The organism is Glutamicibacter sp. NPDC087583 (assembly GCF_044743685.1).
GTDB lineage: Bacteria > Actinomycetota > Actinomycetes > Actinomycetales > Micrococcaceae > Glutamicibacter.
Genome location: NZ_JBIUWY010000001.1, coordinates 548,659 through 569,543, shown reverse-complemented (window position 1 = coordinate 569,543; position 20,885 = coordinate 548,659). Strand labels below are relative to the sequence as shown.

Below are 20,885 nucleotides of genomic sequence, written 5' to 3'. Positions count from 1 at the left end.
TGTTGAGATCAGATCCCCCTCCAACCAAGTGGCGATCCAACCTTCTGGCTCCGGGGAAGTGAAGCCAGACGATTTTCTACCCCAAGGTGGCTGGAGATCTCATCTCAACAAACGTGGTGTTTTGTCGGTGTAGGGCACAAAGCCCTAATCTTCGTCAGTATCGGAGAACACGTCTTCTTGTTCATCCAAGTACTGCTGCCATGCGGTCGAATCCCAGATTTCAATACGGTTGCCCGCACCGATAACTGTGACCTCCCGATCAAGGCCTCCATAAGTGCGCAGCACTTGCGGAATCGTTACGCGCCCCTGCTTATCTGGAACTTCATCCGAGGCCCCTGAGAGGAACACACGCGCATAGTCGCGTGCTCGCCGGGAGGTCAAGGATGCCTGCGCCAGCTGCTCGTGCTGCTTCTCAAATTCCCGCTGGCTGAAAACGTATATGCAACGCTCTTGGCCGCGAGTGAGAACCAGCCCATAGGACAGCTCATCTCGATATTTAGCTGGAAGAATCAACCGACCTTTTTCATCAAGACGCGGTGTGTAAGTTCCAAGGAACATGCACACCACCTTTCCCGTGAAGTGGCCAGAAGCCCCATTCTTCTCTACTTGCCTCCACTTTACTCCACAACCCTCCACTGTCAATGCAATTTCAGTGGTTTCGCGAGGGTCTGGACTTAAAAAACACCTGAATCTAGCGGATGCTCAGCCTATGTTCAGGTGGAGGGATGGGAATCGTCCAGCTGCATGATCCAGTATTTTTCAGAGATTCCACACGCAAATCCGCGGAATATTGCTATTTTTAGGCGCGGTGGTGGGAAGTGGAGGAACCTGGGGAGGGAAGTGGGGGCCTGCCTGACCGGCGAGGTGGACGTGAACCTTGGAATCTGCAGAGAATTCAAGATCACTTGCAAAGTCGCGCGGCCTTCAGATAGGCGCACCGAATATCCAGGACATCCAACTTCCCGAATTGAATGAAACCCATGCGCCCCGGCATGAGGTGCACGGTGACCGTAGGGATGTGAGAAGCGGGGCTTAAACAGAAAAGAGGTGCAACCCTAGGGGTCACACCTCAATATCAATGCAGATCAGCTATCGGACTGATCACGCTTTCGCTGGTTCCATTTTTCTTCCAGGCCGGAAAGGAACTGCGAATTGTTCTTGGCTGCAGATTTTGATCCCGTTCCGTTGGACGGACCAATTTTTCCAGTAGCCGATTTAGTCAGGGCAAGCAGTACACCCGCGAACATCACCGCAAAGCCGAGAACGCCTACGATGATGATGTGCTGCGAGATTCCAAAGATGAGTCCCGCTAGGCCGACGATTACCAGCAAGATACCCAGAGCAATATTGCGGGTCGACAAACGTCCCGTGCCCGATGGGCCTTTCATGCTCGAAGCGAAGCGACGGTCTTCATGCAGCTGCTTTTCCAACTGCTCCAACAAACGCTGCTCGTGTTCCGATAGCGGCATCGTCTTCTCCTTCCAAAGGCAATCTCGACGGTCGTCCACCGTCTTCAAGTTCAACGTCGGGTCGAAGGGAAAAGTTCCCTGGATTCGATCGAACTTAATTCAAGGATAGTCTCTTTTGCACCCGCCCTGCTAGTTGATCTTCCCCACTGTCCAGATATCCATACGTTCTACACAGAATGTGTTTATTCCTTGGGGCGCAGAAAACGTGCTGGGGTCACGATGGACTGCGGGAATCTCTGTCCGATCTGGTCAGCGATGCGTTCCGCTTCTCGGGCTTTCTCTTCGCGGGGGTCCAAGCTAAATTGCAGACCCAACTCGTAATCTTGCAACCGTTCAGCTTTCACCCCGATCAGCCGGACCGGTTGCGGCATAGGGGTCAATTTTCGCAGAAGGGCCAGCGCGGACTCGCTAATTTTCGTTGAAGAATCTGTCGCAGCTGCGAGCGCCTTCGAACGCGTAATTCCAGAAAAGTCCTTGTACTTGATCTTGAGCCCAACACCGTTGGCTGATTTGCCGTGCTGCCGCAGCCGTTGACCGACCTTATGGCTCAGCCGCAAAAGTTCGCCCTCAAGCACCTGGGGATCGGTGATATCCACCGCAAAGGTATGTTCCGATGAAATGCTCTTCTCATCCCGGCTAACCTCCACCGGACGGTTATCGATCCCCCGCGAGAGCAAATAAAGGGCGCGGCCGTGTTCCCCCAACCGGCTAATCAATCTTGCTTCTGGCTCGCCAGCGAGTTGCCCCACGGTCTCAATCCCCAAGGAGTGAAGCTGACTAGCGGTTCGTTTTCCCACGCCCCACATTTTCGACACGGGTAATTCGTGCAGGAATTCTTCGGTTCGCTCGGGCGCAACTACCGCCATGCCGTCAGGCTTGGCGTACGTCGAAGCGAGTTTCGCAACGAATTTATTCCTTGCAATGCCCACGCTGGCCGGCAGTCCCATTTCTTTGCGTATATATTCGCGGATCTGCTGAGCGATCTGCACTGGCCCGCCAAGCATGCGCATGCTTCCAGTAACGTCTAGGAACGCTTCGTCGACACTGACTTGCTCAACCAGAGGCGTCAATGTGCGGAAGTACGCCATGATCTGGGCCGAGGCTTGCGTGTACTTGTGATGGCTCGGCTCGATCACGGTAGCTTGCGGTAGCAGCGGGATGGCTTGGCTCATCGGCATGGCCGAATGGATCCCGCGAGCTCGGCAGTCATAAGACGCAGAGAGCACCACGCTCCGGCCTGAACGGTGGCCTACAATAACTGGCTTGCCTACTAGGTCAGGGCGGTCCCGCAGTTCCACTGAAACAAAGAAGGCGTCCATATCGACATGGAGGATTGCACGATCCACCATTTCAATTCCTCTCCCCTCGTTCGGCTGCACCACCAGCTTACTCGAATGTATATTCGGATTCCGTTCCCACCCCGCGTACTTTGGGTGCCTTCTTCGCCGGGCGGGAATCACCGGTAGAGTTGTTGCTAACCACTAGTTGTTTACCCGTAGAAATGATTTTGCATGTCGATGCCTGATTCTGTGCCGGACCTCAACACTGAAGCCCAGAGCTTGAGCCGTACCTACACTTCTGACGTTGCTCAGTTATTGGAAGAATTCCTGGCTGCGAAAAGCGTTGAAGTTGGTCAGATTACTAGCAGCGCCGTCGAAATCGTCAATGCGATCACGTCACTGACCCGTGGCGGCAAGCGGCTTCGCGCCCTGTTCGCTTTCTGGGGTTACCTCGGTGCAGGTGGTCGGCCCGATGAACGCGACATCGTCCAACTCGGGGTGGCCTTGGAACTCTTCCAAGGAGCCGCGCTGATTCATGACGACATCATCGACAATTCCGATACACGACGCGGTCAGCCGAGCGTTCACAAGCGCTTCGAGGCCCAGCACCGAGAACTTGGGCTTGCGGGGAGCGCAACGAGCTACGGCATGGCCAGCGCAATCCTTACCGGCGACCTATGCCTGTCGTTGAGCGAGGAAGTCTTCTCAGGTATTGCTTCCCTCAACGCTCGGGCGCGTACCATCTTCAATCAGATGCGCACCCAGGTGATGGCCGGGCAGTATCTTGATGTTCTAGAAGAGTCTGCGGGCCCCGCCTACGATCCGAAGGAAGCGGTCAAGCGAGCTCGCACTATCGTGCGCTTCAAGTCAGCCAAATACTCCACTGAAAACCCATTCTTGCTTGGCGGCGCGTTGGCCGGCGCCAGCGAGGCTCTTATGGAGCGCTACTCCGCATTCGCGCTTCCGCTGGGTGAGGCATTCCAGCTACGTGACGATGTTCTGGGCGTGTTTGGCGATCCAGCAGTCACAGGGAAGCCGACCGGCGGCGATTTGCAAGAAGGCAAGCGCACGGAATTGATTGCCCACGCCCTCTTGCTATCAACTTCTGACGAACAGGACTTCATTCAGAGTCGCCTCGGCGCAGTGGATCTCAGCGAAGAAGAAGTGTTGAGACTAAGCGGTATTCTGCGCGATAGCGGCGCCCTGGCGGCCACCGAGCAGAGCATTAGTGAGTTGACCACCCAATCAGATCTCGCCCTGAACGCATTGCACGTCACGCCCCTCGCCTTAGCGGGAATGCAGCAGCTCAGTGATGCAGTGACAAAGAGAAGTAAATAGCGATTCGTTACTAAGACATAACGAAAGGTCTCAACCATCCATGCGATATGGAATACGGTTGAGACCTTTTGTTATTACTGAGGCTAGTTCGTCCGGGCCATTACCAGCCCATGGCCTGCGCCCGCCGACGGATTTCAGTTTTACGTCCGGTGCGCAGAGCATTCATTGGAGTGCCGGGCAGCGATTCATCCTCGGTGAACAGCCAAATAACCGATTCCTCATCGGAGAAGCCGGCATCCAAGAGTACCGAAAGAGTGCCCTTCAGGCTTTCCACCACTACTCCGTCTTGGAGAAAATCTGCAGGGATCGAACGGACATTGCGAGCGCCAATTCTCAACGAAACAATGGCACGCTCATCCAGCAGTCGGTGCACGCGGCGAATATCTACATCTAATTCTTCAGCCACATCGGGCAGGGTCAGCCACTGGCCGACGAGATCTACGGTTTCCTTCACCCCTTAAGGTTCCCACAAATTCCTGATCCGCGCAGAAATTTGGATGAAACTCACCTCAGCAGTTCCCATGAGTCACAGGAGTAGTGTAAATTTTCTTGTATCACTTTGATAACAATTGCATCACAGTCAACATGGGGTACCACTTCCCCTCTGTTACCTGCGGAGCAAAGCCCGTTATTTTCACCGTATAAATGAGGATTGACTCCATGCCCCACGAATCCAAACATGCTTCCAAGCATGCGTTAGGCGTTGTAGCAGGCGCGGCCATTCCCGCTGCGGTCATTGGCAGCCTCGCCTTAGCTCCCGCAGCGCAGGCAGCACCGATGACTGTTCCCAACACCTCAGGAAGCTTTGCCAAGTCGGTAACTCCGGAGACCATCAAGGTCGCTGAAGACCAGATCAAGGCCCACCTGATCGCTTCGCGAGTATCTACGCTGGGATTACCAGCTAAACGAGATGTTTCCGAAATCAAGATCCCGGCAGGTGCGTCCCTATGGAGCATCGCTCGGGAATATGACACAACCGTGTCAGAGCTGAAGAAGCTCAATAATCTTAAGAATGATTCAATCGTCGCCGGCAAGACACTCAAGGTCTCCGGTCATGCTTCGAAAAACAGCCCCAAGGGCAAGTCTTCGAGCTCGTCATCTTCAAGTACCGCCACTTACACCGTCAAGAACGGTGACACCCTCAGCGGCATTGCGAGCAAGCACGACATGAGCTTGTCTGATCTGTTGAAGAAGAATGACATCTCTGCAAGCAAGGTAATCTTCCCCGGCAATAAGCTGAAGGTCAAGGGTTCGGCGTCGAGCTCCAGCAATACGACGCAGACGAAGAAAACTTCTTCTTCGTCGGGTTCTTCAACCTACACTGTGAAGAACGGTGACACGCTCGGAAGCATCGCCATCAAGCACAATATGAGCTTGTCTTCGCTCCTTAGCAAGAACGATATCTCGGCCAGCAAGGTGATCTTCCCTGGCGACAAGATCAAGGTCAAGGGTTCTTCGTCCTCTGGCTCTTCGTCGAAGTCCTCCCAGAAGAAGTCCTCCTCCTCCGGTTCTTCAAGCTACACCGTCAAGTCCGGTGACACGCTCAGCGGCATTGCGGCCAAGCACGGCATGAGCTTGTCCGATCTGTTGAAGACCAATGACATCTCTGCCAGCAAGCCGATCTTCCCAGGCAGCAAGATCAAGGTCTCGGGTGGCACGTCGTCTTCGAGCTCCTCGCCGAAGAGCACTGCTGCGCCCAAGGCCAAGGCCAAGACGTCGACCTACTCCGTGAAGTCCGGCGATACTCTCAGTGGCATCGCGACCAGCCACGACATGAAGCTGGCCACCTTGCTGGATTTGAACCCCGAGTACAGCTCGAGCACGCCATTGAAGATCGGCGCCAAGCTGAAGGTTTCGGGCTCCTCGGTTGCACCGTCGGGTCAGGTCAAGAAGCAGAAGATCGGCAATAGCTTCGCTGGTCGTACCTACGCAGATCACGTTGTGCGAGATGCTAACTCGAACAAGGACTACCTTGACTCGATCAGTGTCCCGAGCCGCGGCGAGATGCAGGACCTGATCCGTTCCACTGCAAAGAGCATGGGCGTTGACCCGGCTCTGGCGTTGGCTCACGCGTACCAGGAGTCTGGCTTCAACATGCGTGCGGTCTCCCCTGCTAACGCCGTTGGCGCCATGCAGGTACTGCCAAGCACCGGTGACTGGATCGCATCGGTCATTGGCCAGGACCTGAACGTCCTGAACCCACGGGATAACGTTGTCGCTGGTGTCGCAGTAATTGCCTACAATTTGGACAACACCGACAACCTGGACAACGCAATCGCATCGTACTACCAGGGCCTGGCCGGTGTTCGTAACAACGGCATGTACGAAGACACCAAGCATTATGTAGCCAGCATCAAGGCTCACATGAAGAATTACCGCTAAATAGCCAAAAGGAGAGGCGATTCCAACACGGTGTGTTGGAAGTGCCTCTTTTTTTGTTGCAGCTGATCAGGCTGCTCCTAGCCTGTACGGTGGTCAAGATCCAATGGCATGTCGATTACCACCTTGGTCCCGCCCTTCTCGCTCTGTACCCAACGGATTTCACCCGATAGTTCGCTGGTAACCAGAGTGCGGACAATTTGCAGCCCAAGTCCCTCGCGGCGTGGCTCTTCTGGCAACCCGTGGCCGTCATCTTCAATGACAACCCGTAGCCAATCCTTGCTATCGGCACCCTTGTAGCGTTCGGCAACCAGCGCGACTTCACCGTTGCGATGCGCTAGTCCATGTTCCACGGCATTAGTCACCAGCTCATTGATCACCAGTGACAACGGTGTCGCCAAATCAGCGTCAAGCATGCCGAATTCGCCTTCACGACGCGTGGATACCCTTTGCTCCGGAGAAGCGATTTCCACGATCAGACGGAACTGGCGATCCATCAGATCATCAAATTTGACGGTTTCGTTCAGGCCCTTGGACAGGAAGTCGTGGACCGAAGCGATAGTGGAGACTCGTCGCATTGCCTGCTCCAGGCCCTGCTTGCCGTCCTCTGAGCTCATCCTGCGCGATTGCATGCGCAACAGCGCCGCGACAGTCTGCAAGTTGTTCTTCACGCGATGATGGATTTCACGGATCGTAGCGTCCTTGGTGACCAGTTCTTTTTCGCGACGGCGCAGTTCGGACACATCGCGGCACAGCACCAGTGCGCCCCAGCGCTTTGATTCGTTGCGCAGCGGAATGGCACGCAGGGAGAGGGTGACTCCGCGATGTTCCACCTCGGTACGCCATGGCATCTTGCCCTGGAGCACCAGCGGAAGAGTTTCGTCGACTACACGACGGTCGCTGACCAGTGCCATCGTCAGATCAGCCAGTGGCTGGCCCTGGAGGACATCAGCTGCGCCTAATCGGCGGAAAGCTGAAACAGCGTTCGGGCTGGCGAATTCGACGGCTCCATCAACGTTGAGCCGGATGAAACCATCACCGACGCGCGGCGCGCCACGGCGGGAGCCGGTAGGGCTGGCGAAGTCCGGCCACAGCCCTTGGGTACCCATCTGCAACAGGTCATCAGCGCTTTGCCGGTAGACCAATTCCAGATTGCTGGGTGTGCGGGACTGGTTCGGATCGAAGTGGGAAGTGATGACCGCAACCGGTTGGTTCTGGCGCACTAGCGGAATCGCCTGCACCGTGGTCAACCCCATGATGATATCTTTGCCGGCTTGTTCGGCCGAGCGTTGCACTTGCTTGGTTTCCCAAGCGCGGTCCACCATGATGCGCAGATCCTTGCGGATCCGTTCTCCCACGAAGTCGCTATGGAAGGCGGTATGCGAGGTGGAAGGGCGCACGTGTGCCAAAGCCGTATAGGAACCGTCCCCGGTGGGGAACCAGAGCACCAGGTCTGCGAATGCTAGATCCGAGACCAGTTGCCAGTCCCCCACCAGGAGGTGGAGCCAATCCTCATCACCGGGCGCTAGTGCAGCACGTTGACGTAATTCTTCGGTGATGAGGGCCATTGGCGGTATTTACCTTCGGACGATGGAACGCAAGAGGCGAAGTGCCACGGAAAGTGAAGCCATGTCGTCTCGTTCCAGGCTGTTCACTTCCGCGAACATAGTCTTCGCACGATCAAGGTTAGCCGCGTTTGCCTCTTCCCATGCAGCAACACGCTCTGCCGGGTCAGCAATATCGCCGTGGGCATCCAGGATGTTGCCGGTCAGGTCGATGATCGTGGTGTACAGGTCATCGCGCATTGCGGCACGAGCCAGCGCCTGCCAACGATCCGAGCGAGGAAGGTTGGTGATGCGATTCAGCAGGCTGTCCACATCGAACAAGTCGTAGAGCACGTAGTATGTTTCTGCAACCTTGACCGGAGCGGTCCCGGTGCGGTGCACATATTCTGCCACGTCCAGCAGCGCGTAGGATTCGAACTGAGTCGCCCACATGCTGGCACGACGCTCCGGGATCCCCTGGTCCATGGCCTCTTCACGCCACTCCTGGAATCTCTGGAGGTCAGTGCCCCGAACCAAGGTTGGCAGGGCCTCACGCAGTTCGGTAACCGTCGCTTCGTAGCGTTTGACCGCTTCGGTGACCAGCAGTTCCTGATCGACGCGGTTGATGAACCAGCGGGTGGCACGGTCCAGCAGGCGGCGCATGTCGTGGTGCTGGCGGCCCCAGTGTTCCAGATCGGTTCCGGCAGGCTGTGCATTGATCGCATCGAACTGGCGGTCGAATCCGTAGATCTCACGCAGCGCGCAGAAGACCTTGGCAATCTGGACTTCGCTGGCACTGGTTTCTTCCATGGCACGGAAGACGTAGGTGATGCCGCCCATGTTCACGATGTCGTTGGCGATCACGGTCGCGATGATTTCTCGGCGCAACGGATGGCTTTCGAGCTGATCCCCGAAACGCTCTACCAACTTGGTTGGGAAGTAGCGGCGCAGGGTCCGGGTGAAGTACGGATCATCGGCGAGATCGGATTCGGTCAGCGCGTTCGCCAGCTGGATCTTCGCGTATGCGGCCAGCACCGAGAGCTCTGGGGTGGTCATCGCCTCGCCAGCGGCGCGGCGCTCTTCCAGCTGATCCGCGTTTGGCAAGAACTCCAAGCCACGGTTCAAGTCAGCATGGGCTTCCAGCCACTGCATCAGGCGCTCGTACGCTGGTGTCCAGGTCAGTGCCGCATGCTTCTCATTGAGCAACAACACGTTCTGTTCGAAGTTGGTCGTCAGCACCAGATCACCGATGTTATCGGTCATCGAGAGCAGGAACTCCGTGCGTTCAGCCTCGGTGAGATTGCCCGCCTTGATCTGGCGGTCCACGAAGATCTTGATGTTCACTTCGCGGTCAGAAGTGTCCACGCCAGCAGAGTTGTCAATGGCATCGGTGTTCAGCAGGACGCCCTTGCGGGCTGCCTCAATACGGCCCAGCTGGGTCATGCCCAAGTTGCCGCCTTCGCCAACAACTTTCACGCGCAGATCTGCGCCGTCGACGCGGATGGCGTCGTTGGCTCGGTCGCCGACCTGGCCGTGGGTTTCAGCCGCTGACTTCACGTAGGTACCAATACCGCCGTTGTAGAGCAGGTCCACTGGCGCTGAGAGGATGGCCTTGAGCAGTTCGTTAGGGCTCAGCTTGGTGGTGCCGGCGTCCAATCCCAGGACCTCGCGGACCTCGGCGCTAACCGGCACGGACTTGAGGCTGCGCGAGTACACGCCGCCTCCGGCCGAGAGCAGCTCCTTGTTGTAGTCTGCCCAGCTGGAGCGTGGCAGATCATACAGGCGCTGGCGCTCGTCAAAGGCGACCTGGGGATTCGGGTTCGGATCCAGGAAGATATCACGGTGGTCGAAGGCCGCCACCAGCTTCACGGTGGGGGTACGGCGCAAACCGTTGCCGAACACGTCTCCGGACATATCGCCCACGCCGACGGCGGTGAATTCGTCCTTCTGGGTGTCGATGCCCAACTCGAAGAAGTGGCGCTTCACCGATTCCCAGGCGCCGCGTGCGGTGATGCCCATGCCCTTGTGGTCGTAGCCCACCGAGCCGCCCGAAGCAAAGGCATCGCCCAGCCAGTGGCCCTTGTCGGCCGAGATCGAGTTGGCGATATCGGAGAAGCTCGCGGTGCCCTTGTCGGCAGCGACCACCAGGTAGGAATCATCGCCATCGCGACGAACCACGTTGGCAGGGGCTTCGATGTGCTCACCGTTTTCGTCGGTAACCATGTTGTCGGTCAGCTCCAGCAGGGTGCGGATGAAGACCTTGTACGCGCCCTTGCCTTCTTCCATCCATGCACCGCGGTCGAGAGCTGGATTGGGAAGCTGCTTGGCGTAGAAACCGCCCTTGGCACCAGTTGGCACGATGACGGAGTTCTTGACCATCTGGGCCTTGACCAGACCTAGCACTTCCGTACGGAAATCTTCTCGGCGATCGGACCAGCGCAGGCCACCGCGGGCCACGGCGCCGAAGCGGAAGTGGGTACCCTCAACACGCGGCGAGTAGACCCACAGTTCGTGCTTCGGACGCGGGAATGGCGCGAAATCGATCTCTTCCGGGGCCAGCTTGAATGCCAGTGCCTTGTGGGTGGTGAAGTAGTTGGTGCGTTTGGTCGCTTCGATCACCTTCACGAAACGGCGCAGCAAGGTGTCGGCATCCAACGTTGGCACGGATTCCAGCGCTTCGGCGACCTTTGCGTGCGCCTTCTGCCGAGCAGCTTCCGAAGCCACGGAGCTCAGCTGCGGGTCGAAGGTGGCCTGGAACAGCTCCACAATGGCGTGGGTGACTGACGGGTTGCCAACCAGGGTGCTGGCGATGAAGCCAGTGGAGTTCGGAACCCCGAGCTGCAGCAGGTAGTGGGCGTAGGCACGAAGCATCGAGACTTCCTCCCACGTGAGTCCCTCGTGCAGCACCAGTGCGTTAAGGCTGTCGGATTCGGCGAGGTTGCGGACCACTGCGCAGTAGGCCTCAGCCAGCTTGGCTTCCACGGCCTGGAAGTTGATCTCCTCATCGATCTTCAGGCCCATGTCGTAGATGTAGCGTTCGCCGATTCCTTCTGGATTCAGCTCGTAGGGGCGTTCATCGACGACTTCCAGACCCAGATGCTGCAGAACTGGCAGTATGCGCGAGAGCAGCAGCGGCTTGGTCACATAGATCTTCATGCGCTTGGAAACAGCAGAATCCTCATCCTGCTTCTCGTCATCGTAGAAGGAGACAACCGGGCCATCGACTTCCGGACTGCTCAACTCGGTGAGCAGGTCAATATCCTTCAGCGCATCTTCGATTTCGAACTGCACCTTGTAGGAAGCCGGGAAAGCTTCGGCCCAAGCATTGGACAGCGTGTTGGCATCGCCCAGTTCCAGGCGCGCGCGGGCGGTGTCAACGATGGCGTCAGACCAGGAGCGCACGGCCTTGGCAATACGATCCTCCAGTGCCTTGCGGTCAACCACGGGGGCCAGTCCGTGGCGTTGCAGGCGCAGCCGGTAGAACAAGCGAACGAGCGCGCCGGCACCCAGCTGCGCTTCATATTCAACGGATTCTGCGTTGAAGCTGCGCTGCAGCTCCTGCTCCACCCGCAGGCGCACTGCGGTGGAGAAACGATCACGTGGCAGGAACACCATGGCAGTGACGAAGCGGCCGTAGTCGTCCTTGCGAAGGAAGACCGAGGTGCGGCGGCGTTCCTGCAGGCGCAGGATACCGAGGGCAATCTTGGTCAACTCGTCGACAGAGATCTGGAACATCTCATCGCGTGGGTAGCTTTCCAGAATGGTGGTGATGTCCTTGCCCGAGTGGGAATCAGGCGCGAAGCCGGTGCGCTTCAGCACCGCTTCAACCTTTTCGCGTACCAGCGGGACGGTCTTCACGCTCGAGGTGTAAACACTGGAGGAGAAGAGGCCGATGAAACGGCGTTCGCCGTTGACTTCGCCATTGGCATCGAAGCTCTTGACTCCGACATAGTCCAGGTACACGCCACGGTGAACGGTGGAACGGGAGTTCGCCTTGGTCACGATCAGCGCACGCTTGTCGCGAGCGGTGATGCGGCCGCGCTTGGTCAGGTGCTGTGGACCTTGGTCCGCCAGATCGCGCATCAGTCCCAAGCCGCTGCCTGGGCGGGCGACCAGGACGTCTTCGCCGTTGATGGTTTCCAGCGAGTAGTCGCGGTAGCCCAGGAACGTGAACTTTCCGTCAGCTAACCAGTCCAGCAGCTCCGATGCCTGCTGCACCTCGGCGATTTCCTCAGCCTTCGGAGTCTGCGGAAGGCTCTGCGCAATATCCTTGGCCCGGTCCAGCATGGCCGGCCAGTCCTTCACTGCAACACGCACATCTGCCAGAACGCTATAGAGGCGCTCAACAAATTCCTTGGCCTGCTCATCGCTGAGCTCGCGAGCGAGCTCGACTGAAATCCACGATTCGATGCGGGTTTCTGCACCGGCCGAAATCAGGGTGCTCAAATCCGAGAGCGCAGCGGTGTCACCGCTGGCAACATGCTGCAGACCAGCATGGCTGATCTTTGAAATTTCGCCGGTCTCGGTCTTGCGGGAGACAACGAACGTCGGATGCACTACCAGCTGAATTGGTGAATTCAGCTGCACTAGTGCGGCAGTTACCGAATCAACAAGGAATGGCATGTCATCGGTGACGATGTGGACCACTGAAATTCCGTTGTTGCGGGTAATGGCGACATTAGCGTTTTCAGCATCACGCTGATACCCGATTTCCAGATGTGCTGCCACGCGAGCTTCGAGTTCGTCTGGCCGGTAGGCCGCCACGTCTTCGGTCGCAATTTGGCCATAGTACTCGCTCACCAATTTCGAGGTGAGTGTCTCATCCATGAATGATTCTGACATGCTGGATTCCGACGAGTTCAAAAGAACGCCTCCAAGAACAAAGTTCGATCAACCCGCGCCTTTGCGGATCTCTAGTTTTACCCACATTACTCGGTTTTCACCTCTGGGGTTCAAGCTTCGGAGTGAAATCGACGACTATTCCATTTCTTGGGTGAATCCGTGGAATTTATGCCGGCCAAAGACCGTATTTCCATACGCAATAGGCACCGAGGTGCGATTTCGAGCAATGGGCTTCCTCCCAGCACTGCCGCGTTGCACGCGGCGCTGTCCTCGGGCAGATACCCTGCGATTTGGTGCGTCGGCCCAAACCGGTCCCACGCTTCAATCAACCTGCGCTTCGGGCTGCGCCCGGTACTGCTGGCTCCCACGCGGTTGAAGACGATTTTCGGATTCAGCCCGGGCAGTGCATCCTCCAATTCGTCGATGGCGCGAAGTGCACGCGGAATTCCCAAGCTGTCGGCACGCACGATCATGAAAAGCTCATCGGAGCACTGGAGCATCTCGACGGTGACAGCGTTTCGCTGTGGTGCTTGGGTATCGAAACTGAGCTGTTCGTCCAATTCAATGTACGGAGCCAAATCCAATACGACCAGGTCGTAGTGAACTTTGAGCAGCATGGCCGCTCGCCGCAGCGCCGAGGCCCGGACCTCGGGCCACCGGCTAGCACGCGGGATTCCGGTCGCCACGCGCATGGTCGCCTCCCCGACCTGGACCAAGGAACATGCAGCGTTGAGTCGGGCAACATCCATCGAGCCGGCGCCGATGGCACGGCACAACTGCGCGATGGATGCCGATTCGTCCATGAGCCCCAATTGAATGGCGATGCTGGCGGCGTAGGTATCTGCGTCCAGAAGCACCACGGTTTTTCCTGCTGCCGCCGTTTCCACCGCATAATTCAGCGCGACGGTACTGCGCCCGGGAGATCCAGGGGCGCTCCAGAAGCTGACGATTCTTCCGTTCCGGCCCGTAGAGTCGTCCTCCGGTTCGGGAACCGCGAGCGTTCCGTCGGTTCCAGAATGATTCAATGACTGAACTACGCCCCTGATGCGTCCTTCCAGCTCGGCCATGCCGGAATCCGCAGGCAGATGAAGGACATCAGGCAATGGCTTCCAGTCTTCGGGCCGGTCAAAGAACAGGACAACCGCTGTCTGGCGCATCAGCAACGCATCAAGTTGTTCCATGGGCGGCACCAGCTGGGCGTCGGCAACGATCAGCACATCAGCCATTCCGGTATCGCAAGCGGCAATGGCTTCGGCTATGCCGGAGCAGACGCGGGTGACCATCAGTTCCCCGCGGTACCCTTCGATTTGCCGGACGATTTTCTCCTGGTCGCCGAGCACTACGACCGAAATACTCATTGTTCGGTCCCGGCCGGGTTGTAGACGACGATAATTCTCGATTCGTTTGCCAGCGCTTGAAGCAGCGGTTCAAGCTGATTCGGTTCCACCAGCAGTTCCAGGTTGGTGCCTTGGGTTCCCACCAGTCCCCCGCCGCTTTCAACGCGTGCGGCGACTTCGACCATGGAGGAGAGCTTTTCCGGGACTCCGTAGGTGCTGCCGCTGGTTTCGCGTTTGGCAATCCATACGTCAACAAAGCTACCGGGGGTAATCGACGAAGAAAGGTCTGCCGGAAGATCGACATTGACCGGCCTGCGCGATCCCACTTCACTGTGCATTATCGAGGTGACTGGAATCAGCTGCCCTTCGCTGATAAAGGTGTTCGCTCGGGCGTCCTGGCCGAGCTGCGCATCTGTGTGCAGGTAGTTCTCGAGAGTTTCGCCAAGCTGGACTTCTTGAGTTTTCATGTTCTCGCTGGTCAGCTTTTCTCCGAGGGTGATATTGGTGCTGGCGACATACACCGTGGACGTCTGATGCAATTCGCCGACCAGGTACACGGTTCCCGCGACCGAAGCGACTACGAGCACCGCGCCGAGAGCCAGGCGTGGGTCCTTCCAACTAGGCCGTCGCACACGCGAGGCCGAGGTTGTCCGCGCGTCCTGGGCGATCTGTTCTGTGATCAAGGCTTTGACCTTCCGCCAGCATAGGTGCTTATGGATGGTGAGCCTACGACAACTTGGTCCTGCTGGAAAGACCTTGCGTGCACTTGTGGATCACGAAAGAGTGATCGCTTCGACCCATCCGATAGCATCCAGTGGAATCAGCAGTTGCGTTGAGGCCTGCTGGGCTCTGGCGAATTCATCGCGAGGATGCACCAGAATAATCAAAAAATCCTTGGCTACCTGAGTCAGAGTTCCTTCAGCCATGGAGCTGCCCGCACGGCCAAAAACATGGCATCGTGCGCGGTCCCGGAGCAATCCCCGCAGAACCGAGGAAAACTTCACCGAGCGGCCCGGCGCCCGCCGTTCCACCGCAGGTGCGCGCCTCGGCGGAAGGGCAAAGGATTCAATCGCTCCACTGCGGATCACCCATTGGGCCTGCTCTGTTTCCAGGCAGATGTAATCGGTCGCGCAAGGGCCGAGCTTCGCGCGGAGTTCGCTTCCCCCGGCCAGCCGGAGGCTCAATTCGTGTCCGTAGAACCGCATCAGAGTAGGCAGCAGTTCGGCAGTTGCCCGTTCAACCCTGATGTTTTCGGCAATTTCTTCACGCAGCTGCGCCCGGCTCTGTTCTGCTAGCTGAGCCTCCAAGTCGTCGAAGAGTGAATCCCACCGCATGCGCCCACTGTACGAGAATAAACATTTTTGCGTAACCCTATTCACAAAACGATCTCTAAGTGTCACTATGAACATCAAACAACATCAAATGACATCAAAATTCATTCAAGGAAGTGATTCGGGTGTCTCGCCAACGGCAAATATTCGTGCTGCTGCTCTTTTCGGCAGCGTCATTGGTCATTATCTATGTGGGAATCCAGTGGATATCTGATTACTTCCGGCCCCCAGTCGATGGGCTCGCCACAGCGGACCACATAAGGCTTCTCGTCAGCCTTTCGTTCCTGGCGTTACTTACGCTGTACTTGCTGCGCGTGGCCTTGGCCCAGATGATCCGCTGGGCGTTCACCCACCGCAAGCCGAAGCTAGCGCGGTTCTTCGAACGAATCGCCCCCGCACTGAGCAGAAGAATTCTAGGCTCAATGCTTGGAACCTCGATTGCCCTCTCTTCAGTCGCTGCAGCCTACGCGGGTGAACCACTGGCAGTTTCCCTGGCACAGGTCCCGGCGGAAAACGCCAGCCAAGAACTAGCCAGCTATGCAGGCCCGCAGCAAAACTCCGTACCGAGCCCGCAATGGTTCCCCGAATCCATGAGCGTTCCCCTGAGCCCACTGGTATCCCCCGGGGCCAGGAATCCAGGCCAACGTTCGGTGCAACGCACAGAAGTTGTCGTCGCTGAAGGGCAGAATCTGTGGACCATAGCGGCAGAACATCTAGGTGCCCAGGCCACCGTGGAAGAAATTTCTGCCTATTGGCCAAAGATCTATCAACGCAACAAGAAGTCCATCGGCACCGACCCGGACCTGCTGCGAGTTGGAACGGTACTTGAACTACCGCCAGCCGGCTAAGCGCATTCAAGAACTTCCCCACGCCCAACTAGGAGTCATCATGAGCACCATCGCCATCAGCCCCCGTAGCGCCAACACCGGCTACTATCAACCGGACATCTACGCAGCCAACCTCCCAGACCCGAACCCGGCTGGCGCCACCTCGGCCGCCGAGCCTTGCCAGGCTCCGGCTCACCTGCGTCGGGCAATGGACAATATCTTCCATCGCTCTGCTGTCTACCGCAGCGAGCACCGGGCCATCGTTGAGATTTCGCATGCAGTAGCCCGCGCGGTCTTCGAAATCGTGGCTGGGTACCGCACCGTGAATCAGCTGGCATTCGTGATGGAGCCCTCTTGCATTGCCAAGCTCCGGCGCCGGGCCCTCCTGGAGACCCAGTGCTACACGCTCGAGCCGCTGCCGGGCACGGCACACGGGCAGATCATCTCATTGCACCTGGACCGGTGCATATCAGGTTCTTGGGAATGCACCGTCATCTTGGGCTTTAAATACCGCGTCCGTGCCGTGGCTCTGAAAATTGAGCCCTGGCACGGACGGTGGCAGGTGACCGATGTGGAGCTAATCTAGCTGCGCTTGGCCTTCTTGTTCTTCTTCTTGCTCGACGTTGCCTGGGCGCGAGTGGTGCTGGCTTCGCCATCTTCATCCGGGCCGGTGAACTGCAGGTTCTTCGGCTTCGCCGATTCGTCAACCACTGGCGCGGCAGCTGCTTCAGCTCCGGTGGGGATCTCCAAGTTGAAGAGGGTTCCGATGCTTTCCTCGCGGATGCCTTCCATCATGGTCTGGAACATGGTGTAGCCTTCACGCTGATATTCCACCAGCGGGTCGCGCTGGGCCATGGCACGCAGTCCGATTCCTTCCTTGAGGTAATCCATCTCGTACAGGTGCTCCTGCCACTTGCGACCGATGGTCGAGAGCACTACACGGCGCTCCAGATCGCGCATGGTGGAAGAACCAACAAGCTTTTCCCGCTCTTCGTACTGGTACTGGGCATCCGAGAGGATTTCGCGTTCCAGGAACTGCGCGGAGAGGTGCCCCACTCCGCCGGCCTCTTCGAGAACTTCATCGATGGTGATGCCGATCGGGTACAGCTGCTTGAGGTTGGTCCACAACGACTTGAGCTCCCAATCGTCCGGGTCGCCGACCTGGGTCGCTTCCAGGACCATTGCCTTGACGACATCTTCCAGGAAGTGGCCGACCTTTTCTTCGAGGTCGTCGCCTTCCAGGATGGAACGGCGGTCAGCGTAGATCGCTTCACGCTGGCGGTTCATCACGTCATCGTATTTCAGCACATTCTTGCGCTGCTCGGCGTTGACGCCTTCCACCTGTGCCTGGGCGGACTCAATGGCGCGCGAAACCATCTTGGATTCCAGCGCCACGTCATCTGGCATCGACGGGTTGTTCATGATGCGCTCGGCCATCCCGGAGTTGAACCGGCGCATCAGGTCATCGGTCATCGACAGGTAGAAACGCGATTCGCCCGGGTCGCCCTGGCGGCCGGAGCGACCACGCAGCTGGTTATCGATGCGGCGTGATTCGTGCCGTTCGGTGCCCAGCACGTACAGGCCGCCGAGCGCCGCAACTTCCTTCGATTCGTTGGCGACGGTTTCCTTCGCCTTGTCAAAGACTTCGTCCCAGACCGTGTTGTACTCTTCCGGGTTGTTCTCCGCATCCAGGCCACGGCGCTCCATCTCGGCCACGGCCAGGAACTCAGCGTTGCCGCCGAGCATGATGTCGGTACCGCGGCCGGCCATGTTGGTAGAAACGGTCACCGCGTTCTTGCGGCCGGCCATCGCGACCACGGCAGCTTCGCGAGCGTGCTGCTTGGCGTTGAGCACCTCGTGGCGGATGCCCTTCTTGGAGAGCAGCCGGGAGAGGTATTCGCTCTTTTCCACGCTGGTGGTGCCCACCAGGATCGGCTGTCCCGTCGCATGGCGCTCGGCAATGTCCTCAACCACAGCATTGAACTTGGCGACTTCATTCTTGTAGATGTAGTCCGACTGGTCCATGCGGATTGCTGGCTTATTGGTGGGAATCTCCACCACGCCCAGCTTGTAGGTACCCATGAATTCCGCGGCCTCGGTCTGCGCCGTACCGGTCATGCCCGAGATCTTGGCGTACATGCGGAAGTAGTTCTGCAAGGTCACGGTGGCCAGAGTCTGGTTCTCGGCCTTGATCTCAACGTTTTCCTTGGCCTCGATGGCCTGGTGCATGCCCTCGGAGTAGCGGCGGCCAGCCAGTGCACGGCCGGTATGCTCGTCAACGATCATGACTTCGCCGTTGACAACGACGTAGTCCTTGTCCTTCTTGAACAGTTCCTTGGCCTTAATGGCGCTGTTCAGGAAGCCGATCAGCGGGGTGTTGTTCGCTTCGTAGAGGTTATCGATGCCCAGGTAGTCCTCGACCTTTTCGATGCCCGACTCCAGCACGCCGATGGTGCGCTTCTTTTCGTCGACCTCGTAATCGTCTTCACGCTTCAGTCGCGAGACGATCTTGGAGAATTCGGTGTACCAGCGGTTCACATCTCCCGAAGCCTGTCCGGAAATGATCAGCGGGGTACGCGCCTCATCGATCAGGATCGAGTCGACCTCATCGACGATGACGAAGTTGTGTCCGCGCTGGACCAGCTCGTCCTTGCTCCACGCCATGTTGTCGCGCAGGTAGTCGAATCCGAACTCGTTGTTCGTGCCGTAGGTGATATCGGCTTCATACTGCTTGCGCCGCTCGGCAGGCTTCTGGCTGGAGAGAATGCAGCCGCAGGTCAGACCGAGGAAGCGGAAGACGCGACCCATCAGATCCGACTGGTACTGGGCGAGGAAGTCGTTGGTTGTCACCACGTGCACGCCGTCACCGGTCAACGCGTTCAGGTAAGCCGGTGCGGTAGCGACCAGGGTCTTGCCTTCACCGGTACGCATTTCAGCGATGTTTCCCAGATGCAGGGCAGCACCGCCCATGAGCTGGACATCGAAGTGGCGCATGCCAAGGACCCGGTCCGAGGCTTCGCGGACCACCGCAAAAGCTTCTGGGAGCAAGTCATCCAACGTCTCACCGTTAGCCAAACGTTCGCGGAACTTGTCGGTTTCACCCTTGAGCTCTTCGTCCGAAAGTTCGCGAATTTCGACTTCCAACGTATTGATCGTGTCGGCGTACTTACGAAGAGTCTTCAGAATCTTCTTGTCGCCGGTACGCAAAATACGTTCTAGCAATGATGCCACGTGGTAGCTCCCAATATCTCAAGCACAGTAATTTCTGGCGTCTTCAGTCTACGTGAGGAAAACAGCACATCTGGCTATTTCAATCCCATTTGCGCTGTTCTTATAGCGAACAGCGATTTGATCAACAGGCCCTTCACAGCCCGATTTCCACTCGTTCAAGTTCCAGCCAGCGCGCCATGCGATCCAGCTCGGCTCGCAATCCAGCCTCGACACTGGCGTCGACACCCTGCTCGTAATGCACCTGCTTTGCGTGCAGCACCGACCTGGCCCGGTCAGCTTTCAGATCCACTCGGCCCACGAACTCTTCGCCGAAAAGCATCGGGAAAACGTAGTAGCCGTAGCGGCGCTGATTTTCCGGCACGTAGATTTCGATGCGGTATTCGAACCCGAAGAACTTCTCCAGCCGGCGGCGATTGAAAACCATCGAATCAAAAGGTGACAGCAAACGCAGGTCAGGATCGATCCTGCGCGGAATCTCGGTGCCGGCCTGCAAATAGCAAGGCTCGGCAATGCCGGCAACCTGTACTTCTTCGATGAGACCAGCACGTGCCTGCTGGGCGAGCTCTTCTTTCGCCGCGCGCACCGGAAGACGGAAATACTCTGCGACGCAGTGAGCGGTGGCGATGCCAAGGGCATCCATGGCCCGGACAACCAGCCGGGCGAGGGCCTCGTGCCGCTGCGCCGCATCGAGTTCCTGTTGCGTGCCCACCACATCCGCGGCTAGTGCGTAACGGCGTTCAAACTGGGAGTTGCGTCCCAGCGTCAAGATCCTGGCTTGGGCGAAAAGGGACTCGGTGACGAACTTGGTGTCATTCCAATTCCACCCCCAATGCTTTTTCTCCCCGACCGGGGCGACGTCCAAAGCCTGGCTGATTTGCCGGGCGCTGGAGCCTGGATTATTGGACAGGTATTCAAGGACGCGATCCGAGAGGTCATGCTGTTCGGCGGAGAACCCATCTGATTTATCGATCCAGGTTCGGCGCTGCCATACCCGCAGGTCTTGAATGAGTTCGGAGCTGACCACCGAGGCCTCATGGGCCCAATATTCGGTGATAGGGCTGAGCGGTTTGGCCAGAAGCTGGTCCAGCACCTTGGTGTCATAGGCGCCGAGCCGGGCGAACATCGGCATGTAATGGGCCCTGCGAACGACGTTCACCGAGTCAATCTGCAATTGCGCGATACTGCCGATAGCGCTGACGATTCTCCGCGCGGTGACGGGTTGTTCTTTCCTGCCCTTGGACAGGCCTTGGGCGGCCAACGCGATTCTTCGTGCCTGCTTGAGGCTGAGAATGCGTTGGCCGCCCACG

Annotated in this window: 15 protein-coding genes; 4 read left to right on the top strand and 11 right to left on the bottom strand. The window is 57.8% G+C overall.

Going from position 1 to position 20,885, the window contains the following annotated elements:
* Positions 1-144: 144 nt before the first annotated feature.
* From mraZ to dinB, 3 genes are all read right to left on the bottom strand, one after another.
* Positions 145-558: a division/cell wall cluster transcriptional repressor MraZ gene (gene mraZ / locus ACIOU9_RS02755; protein WP_038990697.1), complete on the bottom strand. Its 414-nt coding sequence runs from the start codon at positions 556-558 to the stop codon at positions 145-147.
* A 527-nt stretch (positions 559-1,085) separates the two neighbouring features.
* Complete coding sequence (locus tag ACIOU9_RS02750) at positions 1,086-1,469, bottom strand: DUF3040 domain-containing protein (protein ID WP_105656808.1); 384 nt, start codon at positions 1,467-1,469, stop codon at positions 1,086-1,088.
* 182 nt (positions 1,470-1,651) lie between these two features.
* Entirely contained in the window at positions 1,652-2,818 is a 1,167-nt protein-coding gene (dinB, locus tag ACIOU9_RS02745) for a DNA polymerase IV (RefSeq protein ID WP_133834285.1), read from the bottom strand.
* A gap of 162 nt (positions 2,819-2,980) precedes the next feature.
* On the opposite strand from dinB, the gene ACIOU9_RS02740 reads away from it, so the two are divergent.
* Entirely contained in the window at positions 2,981-4,087 is a 1,107-nt protein-coding gene (locus ACIOU9_RS02740) for a polyprenyl synthetase family protein (RefSeq protein ID WP_105656810.1), read from the top strand.
* A gap of 100 nt (positions 4,088-4,187) precedes the next feature.
* Here the strand turns inward: ACIOU9_RS02740 and ACIOU9_RS02735 are convergent, their stop codons facing one another.
* Entirely contained in the window at positions 4,188-4,541 is a 354-nt protein-coding gene (locus ACIOU9_RS02735; protein WP_105656811.1) for an Rv2175c family DNA-binding protein, read from the bottom strand.
* 206 nt (positions 4,542-4,747) lie between these two features.
* On the opposite strand from ACIOU9_RS02735, the gene ACIOU9_RS02730 reads away from it, so the two are divergent.
* On the top strand, positions 4,748-6,469 hold the full coding sequence (locus tag ACIOU9_RS02730; protein ID WP_166650794.1) for a lytic transglycosylase domain-containing protein: 1,722 nt from the start codon (positions 4,748-4,750) through the stop codon (positions 6,467-6,469).
* Positions 6,470-6,546: 77 nt separating this feature from the next.
* Here ACIOU9_RS02730 and ACIOU9_RS02725 read toward each other — a convergent pair whose 3' ends face one another.
* The 5 genes from ACIOU9_RS02725 to ACIOU9_RS02705 all read right to left on the bottom strand — a co-directional run bounded on the left by ACIOU9_RS02725 (position 6,547) and on the right by ACIOU9_RS02705 (position 15,568).
* Complete coding sequence (locus tag ACIOU9_RS02725; protein WP_105656813.1) at positions 6,547-8,034, bottom strand: sensor histidine kinase; 1,488 nt, start codon at positions 8,032-8,034, stop codon at positions 6,547-6,549.
* A gap of 9 nt (positions 8,035-8,043) precedes the next feature.
* Positions 8,044-12,837, bottom strand: coding sequence for an NAD-glutamate dehydrogenase (locus tag ACIOU9_RS02720; RefSeq protein WP_105656862.1), 4,794 nt, complete (start codon positions 12,835-12,837; stop codon positions 8,044-8,046).
* A gap of 125 nt (positions 12,838-12,962) precedes the next feature.
* Positions 12,963-14,210 (bottom strand): chromosome partitioning protein, encoded by a 1,248-nt coding sequence (locus tag ACIOU9_RS02715; protein ID WP_133834287.1) that lies wholly within the window; start codon positions 14,208-14,210, stop codon positions 12,963-12,965.
* The gene (locus ACIOU9_RS02710) at positions 14,207-14,872 is read right to left on the bottom strand and encodes a flagella basal body P-ring formation protein FlgA (protein WP_166650796.1); all 666 of its coding nucleotides are present in this window, start codon (positions 14,870-14,872) and stop codon (positions 14,207-14,209) included. Before ACIOU9_RS02710 ends, ACIOU9_RS02715 begins: the two co-directional genes overlap by 4 nt.
* 90 nt (positions 14,873-14,962) lie before the next feature.
* A complete protein-coding gene (locus tag ACIOU9_RS02705) occupies positions 14,963-15,568 on the bottom strand; it encodes a hypothetical protein (RefSeq protein WP_146112238.1) in 606 nt (201 codons plus the stop codon).
* Positions 15,569-15,645: 77 nt separating this feature from the next.
* Here ACIOU9_RS02705 and ACIOU9_RS02700 point away from each other — a divergent pair, with 77 nt between their 5' ends.
* Together ACIOU9_RS02700 and ACIOU9_RS02695 are read left to right on the top strand one after the other, a co-directional pair.
* Complete coding sequence (locus ACIOU9_RS02700; RefSeq protein WP_133834289.1) at positions 15,646-16,368, top strand: hypothetical protein; 723 nt, start codon at positions 15,646-15,648, stop codon at positions 16,366-16,368.
* 40 nt (positions 16,369-16,408) lie between these two features.
* Entirely contained in the window at positions 16,409-16,933 is a 525-nt protein-coding gene (locus tag ACIOU9_RS02695; RefSeq protein WP_105656818.1) for an Rv3235 family protein, read from the top strand.
* On the opposite strand, the gene secA is transcribed toward ACIOU9_RS02695, so the two are convergent.
* Positions 16,930-19,578, bottom strand: a complete 2,649-nt coding sequence (gene secA / locus ACIOU9_RS02690) for a preprotein translocase subunit SecA (protein WP_105661490.1) — start codon at positions 19,576-19,578, stop codon at positions 16,930-16,932. The two genes, ACIOU9_RS02695 and secA, sit on opposite strands and share 4 nt — an antisense overlap.
* A gap of 133 nt (positions 19,579-19,711) precedes the next feature.
* Positions 19,712-20,884 carry a winged helix-turn-helix domain-containing protein gene (locus ACIOU9_RS02685; protein ID WP_166650797.1) on the bottom strand — a complete coding sequence of 391 codons (1,173 nt, stop codon included), beginning with the start codon at positions 20,882-20,884 and terminating at the stop codon, positions 19,712-19,714.
* Position 20,885 lies beyond the last annotated feature (1 nt).